The organism is Niabella insulisoli, assembly GCF_039652435.2.
Classification (GTDB): domain Bacteria; phylum Bacteroidota; class Bacteroidia; order Chitinophagales; family Chitinophagaceae; genus Niabella; species Niabella insulamsoli.
This window is the reverse complement of record NZ_CP190246.1, coordinates 2,134,931-2,155,532: the sequence shown is the minus strand read 5'-3', so window position 1 is coordinate 2,155,532 and position 20,602 is coordinate 2,134,931. Positions and strand designations below refer to the sequence as shown.

10 protein-coding genes are annotated in these 20,602 nt (G+C 45.7%); 8 read left to right on the top strand and 2 right to left on the bottom strand.

Annotation, left to right across the window (positions count from 1 at the left end):
* Window positions 1-18 precede the first annotated feature (18 nt).
* The 6 genes from ABDK00_RS09070 (at window position 19) to ABDK00_RS09045 (ending at window position 11,819) form a co-directional block, all read left to right on the top strand.
* Complete coding sequence (locus ABDK00_RS09070) at window positions 19-465, top strand: DUF5004 domain-containing protein (RefSeq protein ID WP_346238362.1); 447 nt, start codon at window positions 19-21, stop codon at window positions 463-465.
* Window positions 466-489: 24 nt separating this feature from the next.
* Window positions 490-1,491 (top strand): DUF4961 domain-containing protein, encoded by a 1,002-nt coding sequence (locus tag ABDK00_RS09065; RefSeq protein WP_346238363.1) that lies wholly within the window; start codon window positions 490-492, stop codon window positions 1,489-1,491.
* A 138-nt stretch (window positions 1,492-1,629) separates the two neighbouring features.
* Window positions 1,630-4,620, top strand: coding sequence for a SusC/RagA family TonB-linked outer membrane protein (locus tag ABDK00_RS09060; protein ID WP_346238364.1), 2,991 nt, complete (start codon window positions 1,630-1,632; stop codon window positions 4,618-4,620).
* A 26-nt stretch (window positions 4,621-4,646) separates the two neighbouring features.
* Entirely contained in the window at window positions 4,647-6,377 is a 1,731-nt protein-coding gene (locus ABDK00_RS09055; RefSeq protein WP_346238365.1) for a RagB/SusD family nutrient uptake outer membrane protein, read from the top strand.
* A 44-nt stretch (window positions 6,378-6,421) separates the two neighbouring features.
* Window positions 6,422-9,463 (top strand): TonB-dependent receptor, encoded by a 3,042-nt coding sequence (locus ABDK00_RS09050; protein ID WP_346238366.1) that lies wholly within the window; start codon window positions 6,422-6,424, stop codon window positions 9,461-9,463.
* A 340-nt stretch (window positions 9,464-9,803) separates the two neighbouring features.
* A complete protein-coding gene (locus ABDK00_RS09045; protein ID WP_346238367.1) occupies window positions 9,804-11,819 on the top strand; it encodes a beta-L-arabinofuranosidase domain-containing protein in 2,016 nt (671 codons plus the stop codon).
* A gap of 25 nt (window positions 11,820-11,844) precedes the next feature.
* Here ABDK00_RS09045 and ABDK00_RS09040 read toward each other — a convergent pair whose 3' ends face one another.
* Both ABDK00_RS09040 and ABDK00_RS09035 read right to left on the bottom strand, forming a co-directional pair.
* Window positions 11,845-12,621, bottom strand: a complete 777-nt coding sequence (locus ABDK00_RS09040) for a response regulator transcription factor (protein WP_346238368.1) — start codon at window positions 12,619-12,621, stop codon at window positions 11,845-11,847.
* A complete protein-coding gene (locus tag ABDK00_RS09035; protein ID WP_346238369.1) occupies window positions 12,590-15,772 on the bottom strand; it encodes a ligand-binding sensor domain-containing protein in 3,183 nt (1,060 codons plus the stop codon). Before ABDK00_RS09035 ends, ABDK00_RS09040 begins: the two co-directional genes overlap by 32 nt.
* Before the next feature lie 222 nt (window positions 15,773-15,994).
* Here ABDK00_RS09035 and ABDK00_RS09030 point away from each other — a divergent pair, with 222 nt between their 5' ends.
* Both ABDK00_RS09030 and ABDK00_RS09025 read left to right on the top strand, forming a co-directional pair.
* Window positions 15,995-19,063: a TonB-dependent receptor gene (locus tag ABDK00_RS09030; protein WP_346238370.1), complete on the top strand. Its 3,069-nt coding sequence runs from the start codon at window positions 15,995-15,997 to the stop codon at window positions 19,061-19,063.
* A gap of 10 nt (window positions 19,064-19,073) precedes the next feature.
* A complete protein-coding gene (locus ABDK00_RS09025) occupies window positions 19,074-20,543 on the top strand; it encodes a RagB/SusD family nutrient uptake outer membrane protein (protein WP_346238371.1) in 1,470 nt (489 codons plus the stop codon).
* Window positions 20,544-20,602: the final 59 nt, after the last annotated feature.

Genomic DNA, 20,602 nt, shown 5'->3' with positions numbered 1-20,602 from the left:
TCTTAAATGTTACGCCTGATGATGAAACAATATCGATACGCTGCATTAATCGCTGCATTTTTTGTGGTGGCCGGGCTCGTCTACTCCTGCACCAAAGAAACCACCCGTGCTATTCCCGAAGCAGCTAAAAATATTGCTGGAAGCTGGAAGATTGTAAGCGTTTCCAGGAATGGAGTGGACATTACGAATTTTTTTGACTTTACCGGATTTAATATTGAGTTCAGGCAGGATGGAAGTTATACGATCAATAATCCTGTCCCATTTATAGTTTCTCAAAATGGCTCCTGGTCGCTTGACGACCCCACGCATCCTTTACGTATTTCTTTCACGCAGGCAAATACTTCCCAAACGATTATCAACGAATTTAATTATCCGGTTGTGGGCGGAGCACGGCAGATTATTTTAACCGGCTCTCCGGGCTGTACGGCAAATACCTATCAATACGCGCTTGAGGCAGTAAAATAAATGACAAACATTTCAATGTTATATATGAAAGAAAAATTCTTTAAAAGAAAAAATCTCCGGAAACTATTGATCGTGGCGATTTTGCTCGGTTTTATCGTTGCGTGCAGCACGGATATTGTGGGCGTAGAACAACCTTCGGTGATCAACGCCGGGGAAACACTTACCACAATGGTGAACTGCAAGGTGGACGCGGCCGGAACCAATCTGGCGAAAACTCTTGTTGTTGGATTTTTAGTGCCTAAGGCCTGGAACGCTTCCAGCACTACATCGGTGTTTTATACCTGTACGGCTTTAAGTGCGAATAATGAAAAAATGAGCCTGATGCCTGCTTCCGAAAGGGAAACAACAACCCAGCTGCCCTGGGCCGATGCTTTGATGCAGGACCAGCGGTACGCCCTAATGGGCAACTTGATCAACGATTTGGAATGGGTAGTTTTCCGCTCAACAAAGACATACGACGTCAACCAGAGCATCACTTTTGAAGTGAAGGTTGTGACAACCGTTGGAGAACAAAACATGCTGGTCAACCTGGGCTATTTTGTAGGCAATACATCCAACGGCCTGGCGGCGCCCGGCAATGATAAGTACCATGATGGAAAATTCGCCGAATTGACCGTCGAAAACGGAACGGGCGACCTCATCGATTTTGTAAATCCCCAGATTGCCATGATGGAACTGGCGAAAGCTACAGATAATGATATTCAAACGATTTTCTACGACGGCGATCTGCTTGAAACGCCGCTGAGCGATAAAAGCGAAATATTCCTGTGTGCCAAGGCCTTCACCACAAGCGGGCAGGTGATCGATAAATGTGGGGCTGTAAGCCGCAATGCTTTCAAAGCCACTTCAGGCATCAAAAAATACCGATTTGATTTTTGGCCGCGTTCATTTTTCGAATTATCAGAAAATCAAACGCTCGAGCGGATGGAATATTTTTTAATGGATGCTTCAGGCACGGTGAAAGTGGGGTATGGCGGGAGCACGTCTCCATCCGAACCTTTCAAATTCACTTTTAATTGTCAATAATAGCCGTCCGCTGATTATACTATCAACACATAACTGAATACGTTTATGCTGCAGTTTAAATCGATTTACAAATTTCTATGCTTACTTTTTTGGGAATCGCTGATTTGCTATTCCGGTTCAGCCCAAACTCAGCATACATTGAAAGGAAGGGTAGTGGATGAGTATGGTCACAGCCTGCCGGGAATAGAGGTTAGGGAGCCATCGACGAATCGTAGCGTTGTTACCGGCGACGACGGTTCGTTTGAAATTCAGGCAAACGGCAATAGCGCCTTGTTCTTTTCTGGAAAAGATTATGACCAAGTTGTTCAAAGGCCTAAGGCCGGCGCGCCCGTCCTGGTTGTTCGAATGCATCGCAAGTTCATGACAGAGGTAGATACTATTGATGTGTTATACGACAAGAAAAGTAAAGACCTTTCGATCGGCGCCGTGTCTACGATCTATACCTCTCAACTTTCAACTACGCCGGCCAGTTTATACGCCTATGCTCTTGCCGGGCGGCTGCCTGGCCTTTACACCCAGCAGGTACAGGGCTTTCGTTCCTTTTCCGCGATCAGCGACGCCAATTCGGTAAACGATTTATCGGGTGTGCTGGCTCGAACCGGGCTGAATGCTTTTAGCGATAATACAGAAATAGGCCTGCAGTTAAGAGGCCAGTCGCCGGTGGTTGTGGTGGATGGGATCCAAAGAAATATTTTTTCGCTCGATCCCGAAAGCATTGAAAGCATATCTGTTTTGAAAGATGGGTTATCGACTATTGCATTGGGACAGCGAAGTTCAAGAGGTGTCATGTTGGTGACTACAAAAAAGCCTAAAGCCGGCCCGCCGCAGCTATCATTTTCTGCCCAGGTGGCGATGCAGGAGCCCACAAAAATGCCCCGGCCTGTTGATGCATTTGACTATGCTTATCTGGTGAATGAAGCTTTACAAAACGAAGGCCGGAAGACCATTTATAGTACCGAAGATCTCGAGGCGTATAAGCGAGGCGATAATCCTTATCGGTACCCGAATGTGAATTGGTATGATGAGGTTATGAAAGAAAGGGCGCCGCTTTACCGGTACAACTTAAACCTGGGAGGCGGTGGCCGGGTAGCGCGCTATATGGTTTCGCTTAATTACATGAATCAGCAGGGGTTGCTCAAAATTTCAAATCCGGATGCCACACTCCAGCAAGACCGCTATCTTATCAATTCTAAGGTAGATATTGATGTGACCAAATATTTTCAGGTAGGGGTACAATTGTTTGGCAGAATTCAGGATGGTAATCAGCCCGGGGCTACTTTGAGTAGTATTTTAGATAACCTGTTGCGTACGCCGGCCAACGCTTACCCCATCTATAATCCGGACGGGTCTTTCGGTGGAAATAATTCTTTTCAAACCAACCTAAAAGCACAGCTTGATAACTCGGGGTATAAGATGAGCAATGAAAGAGATATCATGGCCAACCTGGAGTTAAAGTACAATTTCGACACCTGGCTAAAAGGCCTTTGGGCAAAATTTAATGGCAATCTTTCCGTTCAATCGGCAACACTGACCGACCGCGCGCTGCGCGTGCCCGTGTTCCAAATGCAGGTAGGAGGCGATGCTTCCGATACCACCTATGCGAGGTATGGAAGTGCGGACGCCCAGGTAAACAGTTTCTATGCGATATCCAATGCCAGATACTGGTATGCCCAGGGCCAGGTGGGATACTCGCGGTCGCTTCCTCAGGGCCACGATTTTACCGGATATCTCATGGCCGATATGAGGAGAACGACGCTCAATTTTGATCTTCCCGGTACGGCAACCAATTACATGTTAAAGGGGGAGTACAATTTCAAAAAGAAATACATGCTGGAAGCTGCGTTGAATTACAGCGGTTATGACCGTTATCCGCCTGGCCGCCAATTTGGATGGTTTTATGCGGCCGGCGCAGGGTGGAATATCGCCGAAGAAGCTTTTATCAAGGAGCGCACCAACTGGTTGAACCAGCTAAAACTGCGCGCCAATTATGCGCACACCGGCAATGGCGTTGACAATTCAGGATATTTTATCTGGCGCCAAAGCTATTCCCAAAGCAATGACCAAACCGGCATAGCGCGCATTGACCATGTGAGGGCGCAAATCGCAATGGTTGAAAATGGCCTGGCTAATGAAACGATCAGTTGGGAGGACGCGCACAAGCTGAATGTTGGCCTGGATATCGGGCTATTCAACAACCATTTACTAATCAACGCAGATTATTATCGTGATTTATATTTTAACCTGCTGCAGGTGAGAGGGGGCAATATAGCATTATTGGGCACGGCTTATCCGGCTGAAAATATTGGCAAAAATCTATTCTACGGGTCGGAACTGGCCGTTACCTATCAAAACCATATTAAATCCTTTAACTACTTCGTTACTGCAAATGCATCGTTACAGCAAAGCAAAGTCGTATTCATGGATGAGCAGCGGCGTGAATATGCATGGAACGAAAGAACCGGCTTTCCGGTCAACCACCGGTTTGGATATATCGCGGAAGGCTTCTTTCAAACGCAGGAAGAAGTTGATAATGGCCCGCTAATGGCCGGGTACACTATTGCGCCCGGCGACATCAAATATAAAGACCTCAATAATGATGGCGTCATCGACCAATTTGACCTGACGGCGATTGGCACCACAAAGCCACTTTTATATTATGGGCTGACAACCGGATTTAATTATCGCGGGCTTGGGTTCAGCGTTTTATTCCAGGGCGTTAAAAACAGGAACCTTTATATCGACAACTGGAACACAGAAATTCTCCGCGCCAACGGGCAGGTATATGGGCAGATGTATGAGCAGCTTTTAAATCGGTGGACGCCGGAAACTGCCGCTACCGCTACGTATCCGCGTTTAAAGGCGAATGGCGGATTTGGAGATGGGTACACTTTAAGCAGCAGTAGTTTTTGGATGCATTCGGGCGATTATTGGCGAATTAAAAATTTAAACCTGCAATACACGCTGCCTTATAAATGGACATCAGGTTTTAAAGTGGCGGCCATCACTGCTTTCGCCAACGCGCAAAATTTGTTTACGTGGGCCGCCTACGATCGCGTGGACCCCGAAGTGGGATATGGAGCTTATCCTTTGCAGAGGGTGTACAATATTGGGATTAATGTAAAATTTTAGACCAGATCATGTTAAACATAAGAAATATGACAGCCAAATGTTACGGTCGGCTTTTACTGGGATGCATAACGCTGTTATCCGCCTGTGCGAAAAATATCGAAAAAGTGCCGCTCGAGCTGACTACGATCGATTATATTTTCGACACCGGCGATTCGCTGGGCGTCAATGCCGAAAGATATTTAAGTGGGATCTATTTTACGATTCCCCGGGGTTATAATCGCGTAAGTTCTGATCTGCTGGACGCTGCTTCCGACGATGCGATCTCTTCCGTGACGGGAAGTTCCGATGTGTTTAAATTGGCTACCGGCGGCTACAACGCTTCCTCACTACCGGAGTCGGAAAATGTTTGGAGCCGTTGCTATGCGGGTATCCGGAAGGCAAATATTTTTATCAATAACATCGACCAGGTGCCGCTCAATAAGAAGGTCACGCCTTCCTTTCCCAAGAAACACGCGTATAAAGCAGAAGCAAGGTTTGTAAGATCGTTGTTGTATTTTGAATTGCTGAAGCGATACGGAGGCGTGCCATTAATTGGTGACAATGTGTGGGTGTTGGGAGATGATGTGAAAGTACCGCGCAACAGTTTTGACGCCTGTGTCAATTATATCGTGGCCGAATGCGATGCAATCAAGGACAGCCTGCGGACGCTTGCGCAGGTTAAAGCAACGGGCGAATATCATTCGATTACGCGCGGCGCCTGCCTGGCGCTCAAAACCCGCGTGCTTTTATATGCGGCCAGTCCTTTGTTTAACGGAGGTAATATCGAATCCGGAAATGATAAAACAGGATACCTGAATGAAGATATCAATCGCTGGAAGCTAGCTTCTGATGCGGCTAAGGCGTTAATCAATCTTAATGAATATGAATTAGTCCCGTCCTTATTTTCGGATATTTTTATAACAGTAGATGGCGTCAATGGCAAGTCCAATAAGGAAGTGATTTTAGCCAGGCTGGAAGGCCGCAGCACCGCGCTTGAAGTAGCCAACGGGCCGGTAGGATATTCACCCGGTACGGCAACGGGCATGACCAGTCCGACACAGGAACTGGTGGATGCATTCCCAATGAAAAATGGCCTGGCGATTGACGCCGAAAACTCGGGCTACAATATCAGCGATCCATATGCTAACCGGGATCCACGTTTAGGAATGACTATTCTTTATAACGGGCACGCCTGGTTAAATACAAGCCTCGAAACTTTTGAAGGCGGCAGAAGCCACCCGGGCAATTTAAATGTAGAAACCAGGACAGGATACTACATGCGGAAATTCTTGGGGCCTTTTGAAAGTACGAATAACTTTTCCGATCAGTTTCACGATTTTATCCTTTTCCGCTATGCGGAAGTGCTATTAAATTTTGCCGAAGCTCAAAATGAATTTTCCGGCCCCAACGATGAGGTGTACCAGGTATTATTCGATTTGCGTAAGCGGGCCGGTATTGAAGCCGGCGCGGATGGACGGTATGGCATTGCCGCCGGGATGAACCAATCGCAAATGCGCGACGCTATCAGAAATGAAAGGCGAATCGAATTGGCTTTTGAAGAACACCGTTATTGGGATATCAGAAGATGGAAAATTGCGGAAACCGTTGTCAACACGCCACTTCACGGCATGAGCATCATCAGGGGATCTTCGGGAAGACTTAGCTACACACGCGCCGGGGTTTTCCAACCCATGTTTGTCTCGAGGCAATATTTGTATCCCATTCCGTATGATGAGGTAGTTAAAAATCCCAATATGGATCAAAACCCTGGATGGTAAAAAAGAATCAAAACAAAGTCATTAAACTGGTTAATTGCTCTATTATGCATCGTATAAATTTGTTGCTTATTTGTTTACTGGTTTCCGAAATCCTTTTTGGGCAGCAGCGCGAGGTATCCGGGATCGTAAAAGATAAGACGGGCCCGCTCTCCAATGTCTCCGTCACTATCAAGGAATCGTCTGGTGGAACGACAACAAATGAAGAAGGCGAATTTTCCATCCGAACAGATATAAACCACACGCTCGTTTTCACGCTGGTGGGATACTTAACATTTGAAATGACGCCCGGCCAGGATTCTACCCTCGAAATCACGCTACAGTCTAATGCGCAGGGTATGGACGAAGTGGTAATTGTGGGTTACGGAACGAAAAAGCGGGTTACCAACACCGGTGCGACAAGCGCGATTTCTGCCGAAGCCATTCGCACGGTGCCTACGGCTAATGTTCAAAATGCGTTGACAGGCCGGCTGCCGGGCTTTTTCTCGCAACAGCGATCGGGCCAGCCGGGAAGAGATGCGTCCGATTTTTTTATCAGGGGTATTAGCTCGTTAAATCCTGATGGTAATAAGCCGTTGATTATCGTGGATGATATCGAATACACATACGAACAATTATCACAGATTAATGTAAACGAAATTGAAAATATCACGATTTTAAAAGATGCTTCGACCACGGCGGTGTATGGTATCAAAGGCGCTAATGGCGTACTGATTGTAACCACGCGAAGGGGCGCCAGTGGCCGGCCGCGCATCAATGCCCGAATTGAAGGCGGATTGCAGAGCCCGGTTAGAAAACTGGAATTTCTCAATGCTTATAACAGTGCACTATTGGAAAACGAAGCCTATACCAACGACGGATTGAACCCGCCTTTTACATCTGAAGACCTGGAGCATTTCAGGACGGGCGACGATCCTTACGGGCATCCTGATGTTAATTGGTATAATGCGATCTTCAAACCTTTTTCGCTGCAAACAAACAGTAATGTCGACGTGTCGGGTGGGAATGATATTATAAAATATTTTGTTTCGGGAGGCGCGCTTGTGCAAAACGGAGCGTTGAAAGACTTTTCAGATCCACGAAATGAGGTAAATAATAATTACTATTTCAGGCGTTATAATTTTAGAAGTAACCTGGATATTAAAGCTTCCAAAAGCCTTTCCGTACGGCTTGATGTAACCACCAGGTTTGGTGATGTCAACCAGCCACACGCACAAAACATCGTCTCTGAAATCTACAACTTTCAAAGGATCCGGCCTTACTCTGCGCCGTTTCTCAATCCGAACGGCAGCTACGCTTATGACCGTTACAACCCGGGAAACCTGGCCACACTAAACGCGCGCCTTGCCAACAGCGGATACCAGCGCGATAAAAGGAGTGATTTTAATGTCTTGTTCGGCGTTGTTGAAAAACTGGATATGATCACGAAGGGTTTGTCTTTTAATGGAAGGATTGCTTATGCCAGCACCGAACTGGCCTCCCGTCAGCTCTTTAGAGGCGGGCTTTTTGAAGGCTATTCCCCACCATCTTACTATTACAACCCCGAAGATGACAGCTACACGCTTGATCCGCGTGGCCAGTATCAACTATCGGGATATACGCTGGTGGGCGTTACCGACGCTTACAATAAAAACGTCAACCTCCAGGGCTTTTTAAACTATGACCGCACTTTTAAAGCACATCATTTTACCTCGCTGCTTTTATTCAACCGGCAAAGTTTTACGGATCAGAAAAATGCGGCTGTTCCCAACAAATTCCAGGGCTATAGCTTTAAGATCGGCTACGATTACCTTCAAAAGTATTTAATGGATTTCAACCTGGGTTACAACGGTTCCGACCGGTTTAAATCCGGCGAGCGGTATGGCCTCTTCCCCGCATTGGGCCTGGGGTGGAATATCAGCAATGAAAATTTTTTCCATGTGAATGCGATCAATTTATTGAAGCTGCGCGGATCTTATGGGGTGGTAGGTTCCGATGTGGTATTTGGAAATCGCTATTTGTATAATCAGCAATATGTAAAAGGCGGTGGCTATCCTTTTGGCGAAAGTAGCGTCATACTTTACCCCTCACTCTACGAGGGCGACCTGGGCAATAATAACGTTACATGGGAGAAGGCGAAAAAGCTGGACATAGGTATCGATTTGAATATGCTCAACGACAAGATTTCGATGACTATTGATTATTTCCGCGACATCAGGTACGATCAGCTAATTACGCGCGGCTCTATCTCTCAGGTATTGGGCGTTGGAACGGCCCGGTTTAATATGGGAGAGGTTTTGAATTCGGGTTTTGATGGACAGATATCTTACAGAAATAATATCCGGGATTTTCAATACAATATCACGGGCGTATTCTCATTTGCAAAAAACCGTATCCTGTTTCAGGATGAAGCCACGCCGGCTTTTCCCTGGTTGTTGCGCACGGGTCACCCGATCAATCAGCCTTTTGGCTACACGTTCCTTGGATTTTATGAAAGCCAAAGCGATATTGAGAACAGTGCGAGGCCGCTCATTCCTGTTCAGCCGGGAGATCTGAAATATAAGGATCTGAACGGGGATAATATCATTGATGAAAATGATATGGGCCCGATCGGAAAACCTAATTTGCCCAATACCACCGCGGGCCTTACGCTCGGCTGCAACTACAAAGGGTTTAGTTTAAGCGTTCTGTTTCAGGGGTCGTTTAATTACAGCTTCTACGTAACCGGAACCGGCATAGAGCCTTTGCAAAGCCAGTTTCAGCCTATTCATCAAATGAGATGGACGGCAGATAATCCAGACGGCGCCAGGTTCCCCCGCCTGACTACTAACTCCAATTCGATTAACAGTCCGGCGGCCTATCCATCTACCTTCTGGATGATCGATGCACGATATGTACGATTGAAAACAGTTGACCTGGGATACCAGCTTCCTTCAAGAATGTTGCCTTTTAAAATCAATAATGCCCGGTTTTATCTGAGCGCTTACAATTTGCTAACGTTTAACAATTATAATTTGTACCAACAAGATCCGGAGGTTACGAGTAATACCGCCGGCGACGCCTATATGAATCAACGAGTTGTCAACCTGGGTTTGCAGGTCGGTTTTTAATTTTAAGGAAGCGAAAACTTTTAAATCTGATTCGTTCTTTTGATGACTGGGGGTTGCTATATGTGTGTGGAAAGGTGATCTTTTGTTTTTGCATATACTTGCCTTAGTCGGCGGCAAATGGAATTCGCTTACATTTGAAAGGTGTTATGCCATCAAACCATGCTAAATAGTGTACGAAGCCAGTGTTAAACATATGATTGAATCATCAAAATTCCGATATGCGTAGATTATAAAACCACGCGTATTTTAACGATTATTGGTTTTGCATTTATTTGTTGTTGGCAACCAATGTTCCTTTTAAAACTTATCCTTACATTTCAGGTTAAAAATTGTTGGCAAAATGAAGTATATCGTTGCGTTCTGTTTTTTATTAATGGGATCTTTTGCAAGTAGGCTGAACGCTCAATTAGCGGCTCCGATCCCCGTGCGGGCTCCTCTCAAGCAGGATATATATTTAGAGCTTCCGATTGGCGCTATACAGCCAAAAGGCTGGTTGAAAGAAATGCTGCTTCGCCAAAAAAGCGGTGCAACAGGTAAGCTGGATGAACTCTATCCTTCGGTGATGGGGAAACGAAACGGCTGGCTGGGCGGCGATGGCGATCAATGGGAGCGTGGCCCTTATTGGATTGATGGTTTGCTGCCGCTGGCTTATATCTTAGATGATAAAAACCTAATCCAAAAAGTTAAGCCATGGATTGAGTGGGCCATTAACAGTCAGCAACCCGACGGGTATTTTGGCCCTTCAAAAGATTACACTTACGAACCCGGTTTGCAAAGGGACAATAGCCGCGACTGGTGGCCCAAGATGGTGATGTTGAAAGTGTTGAAGCAATACTATATGGCAACCGGCGATAAGCGTGTTATCAATCTCTTTACAAAATATTTTCAATATCAGTTAAAGGAATTGCCGGCGAAGCCGCTTGATCACTGGACCTTTTGGTCGCGTTTTCGCGCGGCCGACAACCTGATGGTGGTATATTGGCTTTATAATATCACAGGGGATCGTTTTTTATTGGAACTGGCCAATCTCATACACCAGCAAACTTTTGATTTTACAAATGCCTTTTTGCATTCCGATCTTTTAAGCAGGACGGGCAGCATTCATGGCGTCAATCTGGCGCAAGGTATTAAGTCGCCCGTTATTTATTATCAACAACGCCAGGAGCCAAAATATCTGGATGCCTTTGATAAAGCGCTGACCGATCTTAAAAAATTTAACGGTACAGCCAACGGCCTGTATGGCGGCGATGAAGCGCTCCACGGTAACAATCCGACGCAGGGCGCGGAGCTTTGCTCGGCTGTAGAATTGATGTTTTCGCTGGAAAGCGCTTTACAAATTACCGGCCGTGTAGCTTATGCTGACCACCTGGAACGCATTGCTTTTAATGCTTTGCCCAGTCAAACGACCGAAGATCATATGGAACATCAATATTTTCAACAGGCCAACCAGGTGATGATTACCCGGCATAACCGCAATTTTGATGTCAATCATAATGGCACGGATATTTGTTATGGCATTTTGATGGGCTATCCCTGCTGCACTTCCAATATGCACCAGGGTTGGCCCAAGTTCACCCAGAACCTTTGGTATGCTACTGCCGACAAGGGCCTTGCGGCATTTGTTTACGCGGCGAGCGAAGTAAAGACAACAGTGGCTAATCATCAAGCCATCACCATAAAAGAAACGACCGACTATCCTTTTGAAGATCGTGTGGCTTTTGAAATGCATTTTGATGATCACAAAAGCGAAATCACTTTTCCGTTTCACCTGCGTGTACCCGGCTGGTGCAAAACCGCAACCGTAACGCTGAATGGCGAACCTTATGCTCAGGCGGAAGGCGGCACTTTATTTAAACTATACCGCAAATGGAAAAGCGGTGACAAAGTGGTCCTTCAAATGCCGATGCACATTTTTAAAGACACCTGGTACGAAAATTCAATTTCTGTGGAACGCGGCCCGTTGGTGTATGCTCTGAAAATCGGAGAGCAGGAGACAAGAGTGAAAAACGTCAAAGACCCTCAGCAACATGGTGATTCTTATCTTGAAATAAAACCGGCGACGCCCTGGAATTATGGCTTGAATGCAGTATCAGCCGCAGATTTTCCAAAACAATTTACTGTTGATCAAAAAGCAGTTGGGGCCTATCCGTGGACAGCTGCTGCGGCGCCCATTACGCTAAAAACCAAAGGTCGTAGAATACCCGAATGGCAGCTGTATAATGAAATGTCGGGCCCCATCCCTTATAGTATTATGTATAATGAAGGTATTGAAAAACAAAAAGAAGCGGCCATCACATTGATTCCGTATGGCTGCACACGCCTCCGCATTTCTCAATTTCCGGTCGTAGGGAGATAAAGCAAAAAAATTAAACGGGCCAACATCAATCCCATTTTGCTTTTAAGTGGTCGAGAAACTTTCGGGGCGATAAATGGAAATGCTTTTGAAAGTTTTTACCGAAAACACTTTGCGAGGTAAATCCTACTTTATTAGCAATCTGGAAAAATTTGTTGTCATTTTCGGCAATCAATTCAGCAGCCTTTTTTAGCCTTATCCGGTCGATAAAATCTTTTGGCGAAAGTTTACTGACCGATTTCATGCGCCGATAAAAAGTAGGCCGGCTCATATTCATGTGTTCGGCAAGATCGTCGACACTCAGGTCTTTATTATCGAGATGTTGTTGAATAAACACCGTTACATCATTAATAAAAGCTTCATCTGATTTTGATCTTAAATTCAGTAACGCATCATCAAAAGGCTTGTGGGCTACATGTTCCTTGATTTTGGTTCTGTTTTTCAGCAGATTGGCTACCTGCACCTGCAAGAGCTTTGGTGAGAACGGCTTACTGATGTAGGCGTCAGCGCCTATTTCCAGGCCTTCCAACTTGTCGGTATCGCTTTTTCTTGCCGTCAGCAAAATGATAGGAATATGACAATACTCAACGTCTGATTTCAGAATAGCACATAAGTCGAGTCCGCTTAGGCCGGGCATCATAATGTCGCTGATAATCAAATCGACCATCTTTGAATTTAAAAGCGCGAGGCCTTCTTCGGCCGTAGCCGCTTTAAACGTGATATAGTCTTCAGCAAGTATTTCACAAAGGAAACCCAGCAGATCTTCTTCATCGTCAATGATCAATAATGACCGTTTCGTGTTCATGAATATTTTCTATGGCGTTATTAAAAGTAAAATTCTGATATAGGGGTAAAGTTAATTCAAAAATATTGAATCCATCTTCTTCGCGATAAGCAATAGTGCCCTTGTGAAGTTCGGTCAACGACCGGGCTAATGCGAGCCCGATTCCTGTGCCTTGGACATGCGATTGTGAGGGAACGCGATAAAAGGGATCAAATATTTTCTTTCTGCTTTCCCCGGGTATAACCGGGCCGTCATTAATGAATTGCAATTTAAAAGCGACCTTTTGGCTTCCGGAAGTGAGCAACCTGACTTCGATCATCCGGTTGGAATATTTAATGGCGTTCGACATTAAATTATGAATAATCTTCAAAAAGGCTTCTTCATCCAGCAAGGCTTCAACTGTTTTGGATGGCAGTGATATTTTCAAAAGGATATTTCTTTTTTCAATTTCAGCTTTGAAAAAAGCAACTGCGTTTGTTACGATTGTGTTGATATTAGCGGGCGCCAATTTCAAATTAAACTGGTTGGTTTCCATCTTCCTGAAATCAAGCAGTTGGGAGGTAAGGGCCACCAGCCGGTCGGCGCTTTTATTGACGAGTTCAAGATTGCGCTTTACCGCGGTTATATTATTAATTTGGCTCAAAGCCCATTCTACCGGGCCTTTGATAAGCGTTAACGGCGTTTTGATCTCATGCGCAATATTGATGAAGAAATTCATTTTAGTATTGTATACTTCTTTTTCTTTTTCCAGCTCGAAGAGTTTCAGGCGGTGCTCATTTTTCTTTTTCAGGTTTTTGTGGTGTATATAAAAAGCAAAAAAAACAGCTAATAATATGAGGACAGCGTAGAGCACCAAAGCGGTCGTGCTTTTCCAGAACGGAGGCAGAATGGTAACAAGAACCGTTCTCGGGGCGCTTATCCAATCTCCTAAATTACTTTCTGCCTGTACCTTGAAGGTGTAGGTTCCTGCCGGCAGATCGGTGAAGTAGGCTCTTCTGTTCGAAGACAGATAGGTCCAGTGTTTATCAATACCTTCCATTTTATATTTGTATTGGACGGCATTGGATGTAGCAAAGTCGAGCGCAGCAAATTCAATACTGAATGTGGTTTGCAGGTGTGTCAGTGTGATCGAGTCGGTAAATAATATACTTTGTTTCGGGCCGGCGTAATTTGCGGAAACCGGCGTTTCGTAGTTGATTAAAAAACCCGTGATATAAATGGGAGGCGCCATTTTACTACGAACCAGGGTTTCGGGCTGAAAGGCTATCATTCCTTTCACCGTGCCGAAATACATTTTGCCGTTTGCATCTTTGTAAGCCGAGTTGAAGTTGAACTGATCGGTAATCAAACCGTTCGCTTTGGTGTAGGTTTGAAAACTTTCTGCTGCCGGATTAAAACAGACCAACCCTTTGAGCGTGCTGATCCATAAGTTGCCGCCGGCGTCTTCCAGGATGCGATAGAGGCTGTTTGTGGGCAACCCGTCTTTAACGGTGTACCTTTTCACTAATTTTCTTTCCGGGCTTATCTTGAAAAGCCCGCCACCTTCCGTGGCCAGCCAAATATTATAATGGCGGTCTTCATAAATTCCCTGCACGGAATAAGCGTTCCTCGTCGAATCTTTCAGGCCGCTGAAGTTAATGTTTCCAGAACGCCCGGTGCGCGGATTATAATAAAAGACACCCTTCACCAGGCTGCCTGTCCAAATCGTTCCCTCGTGGTCTTCCTCGATGGCATACACATAAGAGTCGCCCGGGATATAGATGACAGGCGTCAGCTGGCGCGTCAATTCATTATACTCAAACAAGCCCGAGCCGGTGGTGCCCACCAGAATTTTGTTGTCAGAGGTTTTGAAGATCGACATCACAATATTACCAACGTTGTCGCCGTTGTACGGAATCTGTGTATGTTGGTCGATGATCTTGCCTGTGGAGATATCAATCACTTCAAGCCCATGAAAAAAGGGCCCTACAAATAATTTGTTATGATGGATCAGCAAACCGTGTATGTTGGGATAGGAGGGGCCGCGCGATGGGCCTTTTCTGCTAATTTGTAAAAATCTGCCTGTTTGAATATCGAGCATATTGATGCCGGCGTCCTCGGTGCCAATCCAAATATTGCCGAAACGATCGCCGCAAATTTCGCGCACCGCATTTCCGGAAATAGACCCGTCAATATTGAGCGGATAGTATTTTTCAAACTGATTATTTTCTTTTGAAAAATAATTTAGTCCGCCAAAAAATGTGCCCAGCCACACGCCTTCCCGATTGTCTTCAAACACGGCGTAGATTGCATTATCGTTTAAAGAATAGGGGTCGGCAGGAACTTTTTCAAGATGCGTGATCTTTTCGCTTTGGGTATCGTAAATATAAAGGCCCGACTCGGTGGCAATATACATGATGTTTTCCTGTTGAGAAGGAAATATATCCCGTACAAATATTTCTGTACCCTTTTTATTTTTTAGGGCAACCCGGCGGCACTGCCGTGATTTCAAATCGTTATAATAAAGTCCATCGATGGTACCCACAAATACGGTCTGACCGATCACTTTTATTTTCGTAATGTGCCGGCTTCCCATATCGGGGAAGGCAGTCAGTTCGGGTTCCGTAATCTGATTTGTTTTTGTATTCAGTTTTTTCAACTTGCTTGCTACCGTGCCCATCCATATATTATCCTGGTGGTCTATATCTATGGCGATCGCCGGCATATTAAAATCGGTGACGGTTTGGGCGCGCTGGTCATATTTATGCAAGATGCGGCCCGACAGCACCCAGATATTATTTTTTGAGTCAATGACGAAGTCGCGAACGTTTACCTGATCGAGTTTTTTCACCGGTTCCACCTGTTCCGTGGCAGGGTCTAAGGTAAACAGGCCCGCTGAAGTGCCAATCCAGATCAGGCCGTTTTTATCTGCTTTCAGCGCTCTGATATAGTTGGAGCCAATCCGGCTTCGATCGGTGGTGTAACTTTTAAAAGTATATCCGTCAAAACGGTTGAGTCCGGCACGGGTGCCCATCCAGATAAAGCCAAGGCGGTCCTGGAGGATACAAGTGACATTATTATGCAGGAGCCCTTCATCCACCTGGTAATGCCTGAAATAATAAAATGAACCCGCCGCCATCTTTTGTGAGAAGATTACAGCAAGCATCAGCGTAATATGAACCAAATATTTCACCAGTGATATTTTAGCTATACCTCAAGTCCGATTAGATTTAGAAGCCCGGGCGGTACTCAATATGGCTTTTCAAAGATATATTGAAAAAGATGGATTGCTTCTTTTCAAACCCTAATATCTAAAGAATTGAGAAAAATTGACGATAAACTGATCAGGAAAATATAATTATCGTTAGGTACTTTGTAGTGGCCATTTTTATTAAACGATTGCTAATACTGCCACATGTTCTACAAATTTATTATTAAGTCAATAGTATTTATTTGCATCCTGCAGATAAGCGCTGCCGTTACACTCTTCGGGCAAAACCCTGTGACGGTAACAGGAACCGTAACCGATCCTCAGTCCCAGCCGTTAGCCGCTGTCACCGTGAAAGTGCAGGGCAGCGACGATGCAGTGCTTACTAACGAGCGAGGTCAATACACCATCCGCGTATTACCAACCGCCGCTCTGGAGTTCAATCATGTCAGCTTTCTTCCTCAAACGGTTGAGGTGGGCGGCAAAACTTTAATCGATGTGCAACTTCAACAGAAGGATAACGCTTTGGATGAGGTCGTCGTTGTTGGATACGGCACGGTCAAAAAAAGCGACGTTACGGGATCCGTTATTTCCCTTAAGGCTACGGATCTGTCTCCGGGCGCCAACGTAAATGTACAGCAAATGCTGCAGGGGCGTGCTTCTGGCGTACAAATCACTCAGTCCTCAGGAGAGCCGGGCAGTGCCATGAACATCAAGGTAAGAGGAATCACATCCATCAATGCAGGAAATAATCCTTTATATGTAATTGATGGCATGCCGGTAAATGATGGCGCTCCGGTGGGCGGCTCGGGTGCTTTTGCTGCGGACGCCAATCCCCGAAACCCGCTAAACAGCCTTAATCCGTCGGACATAGCGTCCATCGAAATCTTGAAAGACGCCTCTGCGACGGCAATCTACGGGTCGCGGGGATCCAACGGCGTCGTGATGATTACCACGAAATCGGGCTCAGCTAACCGCTTCTCAATCAACCTCAACAGCTATTACGGTTTCCAGGAAATTGCAAGAATGGAAAAGGATTTGACGGCGCAGCAATATCATGATGTCATTAACGCTATCATTGCGGACGGCGGTGGTTTGCAGTCCGACACAGTATCTGGCGACTACGGAACGGGTACCGACTGGCAATCGCAACTATACCGGCCTGCAAATGTGCAGAGCTATGATCTGTCTATTTCGGGCGGCGCCCGCAACACCCGGTATTTTATTTCTGCGGGTGTTTTTGACCAGGAAGGCGTGATGAAGAACTCCGGAACGACACGTTATACGGCTCGTGTGAATCTTGAAAATGGCGTGGAAAAAAAGTACAGGATAGGCATCAATCTCAGTACTTCCTATATTAAAGATAAATTCAGTTCAACCGGACGTGGAACCAATGAAGACGGCGCGGCTATTTATGCGGCCATCAACTATGATCCTACCGCCCCGATCTTTGATGCCAACGGCAATTATAACCGTTCGCCTTTTATGAATGTTGACAATCCGGTAGCGCTCGTAAATGGTGAAACAGGCATCGGTAATTCGTACCGCACTTTCGGTACTTTGTTTGGCGAATATTTTATCGTGCCTTCTTTGTCGGCAAAACTTCGCCTGGGTGGCGACATCAACAGCACGCGCCGCAACGATTGGATCGCACCATTTACGCAATCAGGCCGTCCATATAATGGTGTTGCTTCTATTCTTACCGGAACAAAATCCTACTATATGGGGGAAGGGACGTTGAACTACAATTATGCGAAAGAAGATCATCGTATCAATGCGGTAGCGGGCGCTACTTATGAGCATTTCAGCACCAATAGTTTCTCCGGAAATGGTCGCGGCTTCGCTTTACCTGATCTCACCTACTATGCAATCGGGACGGGCGACCCCACCCAAAACGTCATCGGCAGCGGGTTTGATGAGAACGTGTTGATTTCTTATCTGGGAAGAATAAACTATAGTTTCAAAGACAAATACCTGCTGACCGCTTCTATCCGCGCAGACGGGTCGGGCCGCTTTGGCGCAAATAATAAATTCGGATATTTTCCTTCAGGCGCCATTGCGTGGAAGATTAATGAGGAATCATTCATGAGCGAAAGTGACCTTTTTAATGAATTAAAATTGAGATTAAGTTACGGTGTTACCGGTAATCAAAACATCGCCAATTATCTTTTCATACCGAGCTTTTCAGTCGCCAACAACACTGTGTTCGGAAACAATATCTATGCTTCCATTTTTCCAACACGGATGGAAAACCCGGATCTGCAATGGGAGGCAGCCGAACAGTTCGACGCCGGTTTAGATTTTTCTTTGTTGGACAGAAGGCTAAGCGGAAGCATTGAATATTACCGTCGCAGAACCACCAATTTATTGGTAGGATTGCCGCTGCCGGCAAGTTCCGGATTTACAAATCAAACCAGGAACATCGGCAGCATGCGGAATACAGGTGTTGATATACAACTCAACGCTTCGATCATCAAAACCAACAATTTTAGCTGGGATCTGAATCCGAATATCTCCTTCTATAAAAATGTGGTGTTGAGTATCGGATCGCTTGGCAATATTATTAATAGCGGTTTGGGTATCAACGGCGGCCTCGCGATTATTCAACCCGGAAGTCCGATTCAATCTTATTATGGTTATGAAATTGTGGGAACCTGGCAAACCAACGACGACTTCTCTGTAACTAAAGACAACGTGCAACCGGGGGATGTGAAATATCTGGATCTGAACGGCGACAGTACTATTACAGACAGAGACCGCAAAATACTCGGCCAACCCTTTCCCAACTATACGTTCGGCATTTCGAGCCTGTTGAGATACAAGCAGCTTTCGCTAAATTTTTATATCGAAGGATCGCAGGGCGCCAGTCTTTTATATAACAGTATGGTTGACGCTTACTTCCCTGTGAGCCTGCGACGCAACAAATTAGCGGAACCTTACTTAAATCGTTGGACGCCCGAAAATCCTACCAACGAGTATCCGTCTTTTGTTCATCCTGTCGCTCAGGGCCAACGCCAGGTAAACTCGAAGACCGTGATGGACGCGTCTTATATCCGGCTGCAATCGGTGCGGCTATCCTATGATGTGCCGCTGCCACAAGATAAGCGCATCCGGGCCTTGTCTTTATTTGCTACGGGTCAAAATCTCGCCATTATAACCAATTATAAAGGTATCGACCCATCAGCCAATGCCGGTGCAGGCGACATCATGCGACTTGATTTTAGTTCTTATCCTTACACCCGGACATACACATTTGGATTGAATGTTGAATTTTAAAACACTCGTTATGCGAACTATAAAAAATTTCCTGTTATTGCTATTGTTGGTGGCCAGTATTTCGGGATGCAAAAAAATGCTGGACCTTACGCCAAGAGACGAATTTTCGCCTGGTACTGTATTAACCAACACTGCCGGCATTAAGGCGCTTTTATTTTCGGCTTACGCCGGAATTCAATCTCAACCCAATTATAGGTTTTCCCTGAATTTCGCCGAAGTGTGCACCGATGTTTCTTTTAATACAGGCGGTAACGAAAACCTGATCTATACGCAGTTTATCAATTTTACCTGGGATCCGTCGGTGGGCCAGTTCGCTGGCATTTGCTGGACGCCTTATTACAGAACCATTAGGGATGCGAACCTGGTGATCGAGAATATTGATAACGTTGGAGACGCCTCGGAAGATCTCAAAAGGCAACTGGTGGCAGAGTCGCGATTTTTAAGGGCTTACGCCTATACGCAACTATACAACTATTTTGGCCCTGTGCCGTTGAGAACGGCGACAACCGACGACGTTGCGCTACCAAAAGCCGATGATGGAACGATTAAAACATTTATTGAAACAGAATTGAACGACATTGTGGGCAGCTTGCCTGATCCATCTAAAGAAGAAGCCTTTGGCCGCGCCACAAAAGGATCGGCGCTGGCTGTGCTTACTAAGTTTCTATTAAATATCAAATCCTGGCAGGGAGCCGCAGATGCAGCCAAACGCCTGATGGATTTAAATTATTACGAGTTATACCCGGTGTTTAAGGATATGTTTAAAGTAGAGCACGAAGGCAACAAGGAGATGATTTGGGTAGTGCCCTGCACGAATGCAAAGGTAAATATGGGTAATTGGTTTCCTTCGGGTGCAATGCCGCTGGGCTTTAAATACAGCGAGCAGCTGCCTGAGTACACCTGGACTTCTGCCATTCAAAATTTTGCGACCAAATACAAGTTGCGCGACGCGTTTATTAAAACCTTTGATACAACCGATAAACGCTATGTGCTGGTGTTGCGTAAATATGTAAACACCGCCAACCGGGTGATCGATTTAACAGCTACGCCCAATAGCACCTGTAGTATGAAGTATTTTGATAACAACGGATTAAAAAACGAATCAGGCAACGATATCCCACTTTTGCGATATGCGGATATTTTACTGGCACGTGCCGAAGCGCTCAATGAATTAAACGGCGGGCCCACGACGGAAGCATTTAACCTCATCAATTTAGTCCGTTCAAGAGCCGGAATTGGTGACCTGAATTTGGTGAACACCCCCGATCAGCAGGCATTTAGAGACGCTGTACTAAGGGAGCGCGGCTGGGAGTTTATCTCGGAAGGCAAGCGCCGGGAAGACATGATCCGGCATGGCAAATTTGTTTCCTCCGCTGTGCAGCGTGGCGTGGTCAATGCAAAACCCACGCACGTGCTGTTCCCGATTCCGCAATCAGAAATCGACGCTAATCCCAACATTGTTCAAAACGCAGGTTACTAGCGATGAAGCATTTATTTTTTTTATACATTCCGGCTATCACAGCAAAAATGATCGATCTT